Source organism: Stenotrophomonas sp. P5_A8, from assembly GCF_056400545.1.
Map to the genome: position 1 here is coordinate 1 of NZ_JBFULB010000314.1, position 4,451 is coordinate 4,451.

The 4,451-nt window shown below is 66.5% G+C and carries 7 protein-coding genes; 2 read left to right on the top strand and 5 right to left on the bottom strand.

The window, feature by feature from the left end; all coding sequences use genetic code 11:
• On the bottom strand, positions 1-843 hold an 843-nt coding region (locus tag AC1DQP_RS17020), incomplete at its 3' end, for a SufD family Fe-S cluster assembly protein (protein ID WP_478052063.1).
• A 16-nt stretch (positions 844-859) separates the two neighbouring features.
• The gene (locus AC1DQP_RS17025; RefSeq protein WP_256777476.1) at positions 860-1,312 is read right to left on the bottom strand and encodes an SUF system Fe-S cluster assembly regulator; all 453 of its coding nucleotides are present in this window, start codon (positions 1,310-1,312) and stop codon (positions 860-862) included.
• A gap of 175 nt (positions 1,313-1,487) precedes the next feature.
• Between AC1DQP_RS17025 and AC1DQP_RS17030 the strand changes: the two genes are divergently transcribed.
• Together AC1DQP_RS17030 and AC1DQP_RS17035 are read left to right on the top strand one after the other, a co-directional pair.
• A complete protein-coding gene (locus AC1DQP_RS17030; protein WP_256777475.1) occupies positions 1,488-1,955 on the top strand; it encodes an SET domain-containing protein in 468 nt (155 codons plus the stop codon).
• Between the two features lie 138 nt (positions 1,956-2,093).
• A complete protein-coding gene (locus tag AC1DQP_RS17035) occupies positions 2,094-2,636 on the top strand; it encodes a type 1 glutamine amidotransferase domain-containing protein (protein WP_457319247.1) in 543 nt (180 codons plus the stop codon).
• A gap of 69 nt (positions 2,637-2,705) precedes the next feature.
• Here AC1DQP_RS17035 and AC1DQP_RS17040 read toward each other — a convergent pair whose 3' ends face one another.
• The 3 genes from AC1DQP_RS17040 to AC1DQP_RS17050 form a co-directional block, all read right to left on the bottom strand.
• Entirely contained in the window at positions 2,706-3,302 is a 597-nt protein-coding gene (locus AC1DQP_RS17040; RefSeq protein WP_256777473.1) for a DUF1439 domain-containing protein, read from the bottom strand.
• 99 nt (positions 3,303-3,401) lie between these two features.
• A complete protein-coding gene (locus tag AC1DQP_RS17045; protein WP_256777472.1) occupies positions 3,402-3,938 on the bottom strand; it encodes a hypothetical protein in 537 nt (178 codons plus the stop codon).
• A 49-nt stretch (positions 3,939-3,987) separates the two neighbouring features.
• Positions 3,988-4,296, bottom strand: a complete 309-nt coding sequence (locus AC1DQP_RS17050; protein ID WP_457319245.1) for a DUF3861 family protein — start codon at positions 4,294-4,296, stop codon at positions 3,988-3,990.
• Positions 4,297-4,451: the final 155 nt, after the last annotated feature.

Sequence of the window (4,451 nt, forward strand, 5' to 3'; positions counted from 1 at the left end):
GTTCTGCACCGTGGAGTACTTGATCTCGGCATCGTCCAGCGCGACCAGCTCGACCACCGCGGCGTGCAGCTGGTTCTCATCGCGCATCGGCGCGGTGCAGCCTTCCAGGTAGGACACGTACGCCTTGTCCTCGCAGATGATCAGGGTGCGCTCGAACTGGCCGGTGTGGCCGGCGTTGATGCGGAAGTAGGTGCTCAGTTCCATCGGGCAACGCACGCCCCTGGGGATGAACACGAAGCTGCCGTCGGAGAACACCGCCGAATTCAACGCGGCGAAGTAGTTGTCGCCGACCGGCACCACCGTACCCAGGTACTGCTTGACCAGTTCCGGGTGTTCCTTGATGGCTTCGGACATCGAGCAGAAGATCACGCCCTTCTCGGCCAGTTCCTTGCGGAAGGTGGTGCCGACCGAGACCGAGTCGAACACCGCATCCACGGCCACGCCGGCCAGCTTGGCGCGCTCGTGCAGCGGCACGCCCAGCTTGTCGTAGGTGTCCAGCAGCTCCTTGGGCACGTCATCGAGCGAGGCGTACTTGGGGCCCTTGGGCGCGGAGTAGTAGCTGAGCGCCTGCAGGTCGATCGCGGCGATCTCCAGCTTGGCCCAGTCCGGCATCGGCATCGTCAGGAAGTGACGGTAGGCCTCCAGGCGCCACTGCGTCATCCATTCGGGCTCTTCCTTCTTGGCCGACAGGGCACGGATGGTGTCCTCGTCCAGGCCAGGCGGCAGCGAGTCCGATTCGATGTCCGTGATGAAGCCGGCGGCGTACTTGCGGCCGAGCTGCTCATGGATCTCGCGGTTGGGGGTATCGCCGGCGGCGACGGTGTCGAGGGTATCGGTGGCCATGGGGGCTGCCTGTGGATCAGGAGACGACATCCGCCGCGATCACGCGGCGGGGAGCGTCAACAAGGGGAAGAGGGGGCAGGATCTGCGCCAGGCTGACCGCACGCAGTGCTTCGGACACCACGTCGTTGATCAGCCGCCAGCTGCTGCGCGCGCCGCACTGCATCTCACGTCCGCACTGGCTGTGTTCGTGGGCGCACTCGGTCAGGCCCAGCGGGCCCTCCATGGCTTCCACGATCTCGAACAGGGTGATCTGGTCGGCCGCGCGGGTGAGGCGGTAGCCGCCGCGCACGCCACGCAGGCCTTCGACCAGCCCGGCCTGGGCCAGCGGCTTGAGCAGCTTGCTGACGGTGGGCGGTTCGAGGCTGGCGAACTCGGCCAACTCGGTGGCACTGAGCACCTCGCCCGGGCGGGCGGCGAGCACGGTCAGCACGACAGTGGCGTAATCGGTGAGCTTGGTGACGCGGAGCATGGGGAGGGCACAACCTTAAAGCGGACTGAAATTGTACGCTTTTCTCCGCGGGCATCCAACCCACCCCGTTCAGGGGCGTGGCGGCGGGGCCTCGCGGGGGCGGGCGCGCGCGTCGCTTTGGCAATCACAAAGATTAAGCGAGAATCGGTGCCTACCTCTCGCAACGGCCAGCCAGATGCCCAAGAAGATCCAAGCCCGCAAGTCCTCCATCCATGGCAATGGCGTGTTCGCGCTGGCGCCGATCAAGAAGGGCGAGCGGGTCATCCAGTACAAGGGGCTGCTGCGCAGCCACGCCGACGTGGATGCCGATGATACCGGGGACGTGGAAAGCGGGCACACCTTCCTGTTCACCCTGAACGACGATTACGTCATCGATGCCAACTACAAGGGCAACGATGCGCGCTGGTTGAACCACAGTTGCGAGCCGAACTGCGAAGCGGTGATCGAAGAGGCCGAGGGCGACAACCGCCGCGAGGACAAGGTGTTCATCGAGGCGATCAAGGACATCAAGCCGGGCGACGAGTTGACCTACAACTACGGCATCACCCTGGCCGAGCGCCACACCGCGCGCCTGAAGAAGATCTGGGAATGCCGCTGCGGTTCGAAGAAGTGCACCGGGACGATGCTGCAGCCCAAGCGCTGATCGCACCCCTGGCGTACCGGCCCTTGGTCGGTACCCGCTGCGCAGCGCGGTGGATACCGACATGGCGTGCACATGCCGGTCACTGTTGCCCAATGCGCAACTGCGCAGACTGGAGGCTCCTTTTCAACGGAGCTTTCCATGGCACACGCACTCAACGGCAAGCAGGTGGCGGTTCTGGCCACCGATGGTTTTGAACAGTCCGAGCTGCAGGAACCCAAGCGCCTGCTGGAATCCTGGGGCGCCACGGTAACGGTGATCGCGCCGGGCGACGCCAAGCAGATCCGCGGCTGGAAGGACAAGGATTGGGGCGAGAGTGTCGCCGTCGATCAGGCGTTGGCCGGTGCCAAACCCGAGGCGTATGACGCGCTGGTTCTGCCGGGTGGGGTGATCAACCCGGACAAGCTGCGCATCGATACGCAGGCGGTAGCCTTCATCAAGAACTTTGGCGCCACCGGCAAGCCGGTCGCGGCGATCTGCCACGGACCGTGGTTGCTGGTGGAATCGGGGTTGGCCAAGGGCCGCGCGGTGACCTCGTGGCCATCGTTGAAGACCGACCTGGGCAACGCCGGCGCGCAATGGCTCGATGCCGAGGTGGTGGTGGACGGCAACCTGATCACCAGCCGCAAGCCCGATGACATTCCGGCGTTTGCCGATGCGGTCGCCAAGGCGTTGGCGGGTTGATCCGTGCGGGTACCGATTAACCATCGGTACCCGCCGTACGTTTGGAGCTTGCCGAGCAACGAGCGGTCTTTACCGGCCCAGCATCCCGGCCGGCACCAGCTTGCCCAAATCCTGATTGAAGGTAACCACCAGCTTGCCGTTCTCGACCTGGGCCGACTGCACCTGCAGCGCGCCGAGCACGCCGGCCACGGCCGGGTCGATCTTGTAGATCGGCTCGCGGCGTGCGTAGTCGGTCAGCCAGGCGTTGAGCAGGCTGCGCGTGCGCGAATCCAGCCGGCCACCGTTGTTGGCCGGAGTGAAGTCATCCACGGTCGGCTGGTCCAGATGGAAGCCCTGGGTCTGCGCGTCGTAGCGCAGGCCGCTGCTCAGCTTGACCTTGCCCAGTGCGGCCGGCGCACTGCCGGCGGTGGCCATGGCGATGTCGAAGCCCAGATCCAGACGGTTGCCCTGCGGCAGCGCCAGCTTCGGGTGGCTCATGGTCATCGCGATGAGGCCGCCGAGGGCGTCCTGGGTGCGCGGGAAGCTGCTGTCCAGGTACTGCTGGACGTCGGGAGCGCCGACGGACAACTGGCGGCCGGACACGCTCGGTGCGGCCTGTGCGCCCACAGCGGCGGCAATCAGTACGGTGCAGGCGGCAAGACGGGACAACAGCGGTCGTACGTTCATGGTGTCAGGCCGGGCAGGGAAGAGAGACGCCAACGATAGCGCTTTCGGCTGAATCCAGCTTTGACGGCGCATGGCGGCATGCACGGCGTTGCCGCAGGCTCAGTCGAGCACCGGTTGCAGTGACGCGCCGTGGATTTCCCAGCCGCTGTCATCGGCGCGCGGCTGCAGCCGATACCAGCCTTTGTAGCGCACGATCCGATCGGCGGTGGTGACCCGGAGGGTGACCGGCACCTCGCGCAGCCGTGAGGGCTGCGCTGAATCGCGGGCGATGGGAACATCGCTTTCCAGGCGGATGCCGCGTACGCCGGGCAGCTGCATGAGATCGTGCAGGGCGGCGTCGTCCCTGCCTGCCGCGCCGCCGCTCCATAAGGCCTCGGCGGCGGCATGGTCGCGGCGCATCACCGCGTTGAAGTAATTGCGCACGACGGTGTTTTCGTCGGCTGCGTCGGGCGGCACGGCGCTCAGTATTGCCGGCGCCATCGCGACTACCGCGCCCGCCTGTGCATCATCGGCCGCGGCAGGCGCGGCTGCGCGCGTGGTCGCATCTGCCTGGGTGCTGCCGGCGTCACCGGCATGACGCTGGCACGAACATCCACCCAGCAGCAGGAGCGGCAACAGGATCACGGCACGACGCATGGCGGACTCTCCCCGGAGAAGGGGAGAGTGTAGCGGGCGGTCGCTCGCGTCAGGGGGCTTGCTGGATGTCCTGGAGCGCGCCGAGCACTTCACCCAGCTGCGGCTGCAGGCGGGTCAGTGGATGCGACGGTTCCTGCGCGTGGCGTTGGGCCAGGTCGTGCAGGAGCTGGATGGCCACGATCGCCGCCGCACGCTCATCACCACTGAGGCCGCTCTGCCGGCGCGCGACTTCCAGCAGGCGCATCCAGTCCTGCTGGGCGCGGTGTTCCAGTTCGATCGTGCAGCGTCCGCTGCACTGCAACCCGTCCTTCTCGATCGGGGTAACGGTAATGCGGTAACGCTGGGAGGGGCTGGTCATGGCGGCTGGCGTTGGGGGGACAGGCCCACCATAGGCGGGCACATCGCCGGCGACGACCGGTGCGGTCGCACGCAGTGTTCCACCTTGTGCGTTCCAGGTGCAGGCCAATGCGTGGAAAGGGCTGTGGCAGCGGGCTTTGCGCGCCGGATTGTGCG

Excerpts from the sequence above, each read along its gene's own strand:
- AC1DQP_RS17025 (WP_256777476.1), bottom strand. The coding sequence starts at position 1,312 with ATGCTCCGCGTCACCAAGCTCACCGATTACGCCACTGTCGTGCTGACC.
- AC1DQP_RS17030 (WP_256777475.1), top strand. The coding sequence starts at position 1,488 with ATGCCCAAGAAGATCCAAGCCCGCAAGTCCTCCATCCATGGCAATGGC.
- AC1DQP_RS17035 (WP_457319247.1), top strand. The coding sequence starts at position 2,094 with ATGGCACACGCACTCAACGGCAAGCAGGTGGCGGTTCTGGCCACCGAT.
- AC1DQP_RS17040 (WP_256777473.1), bottom strand. The coding sequence starts at position 3,302 with ATGAACGTACGACCGCTGTTGTCCCGTCTTGCCGCCTGCACCGTACTG.
- AC1DQP_RS17045 (WP_256777472.1), bottom strand. The coding sequence starts at position 3,938 with ATGCGTCGTGCCGTGATCCTGTTGCCGCTCCTGCTGCTGGGTGGATGT.
- AC1DQP_RS17050 (WP_457319245.1), bottom strand. The coding sequence starts at position 4,296 with ATGACCAGCCCCTCCCAGCGTTACCGCATTACCGTTACCCCGATCGAG.